The sequence below is a fragment of the Pontimicrobium sp. MEBiC06410 genome, assembly GCF_053601615.1.
This window is the reverse complement of record NZ_JBSHNT010000100.1, coordinates 1-324: the sequence shown is the minus strand read 5'-3', so window position 1 is coordinate 324 and position 324 is coordinate 1. Positions and strand designations below refer to the sequence as shown.

Here is a 324-nt window from a genome sequence, read left to right as displayed (position 1 = left end):
TGAGATATTTACAGATGCATCATGTAACTACGATGCTGGAGTAAACATTACAGGAGATGTTACTGATGAAAATGACAACTGTTCTGCAACACTAGACGCTACCTACACAGACACTGTAGTCGCTGGAACTTGCGAAGGATCATTTATTATCACCAGAACATGGACATTAACAGATAGCTGTGGTAACACTACGCCAGAACAAACGCAAACCATTACCGTTTCCGATAATATCGCACCAACATTTACTGCTCCGGCAGATATTGAGATATTTACAGATGCATCATGCAACTACGATGCTGGAGTAAACATTACAGGAGATGTTAC

Annotated in this window: 1 protein-coding gene; it reads left to right on the top strand. The window is 40.7% G+C overall.

Going from position 1 to position 324, the window contains the following annotated elements; all coding sequences use genetic code 11:
- Positions 1 to 324, top strand: a 324-nt coding sequence (locus ACVC08_RS00660) for a hypothetical protein (RefSeq protein ID WP_452600580.1), incomplete at both ends; no start/stop codon positions are given.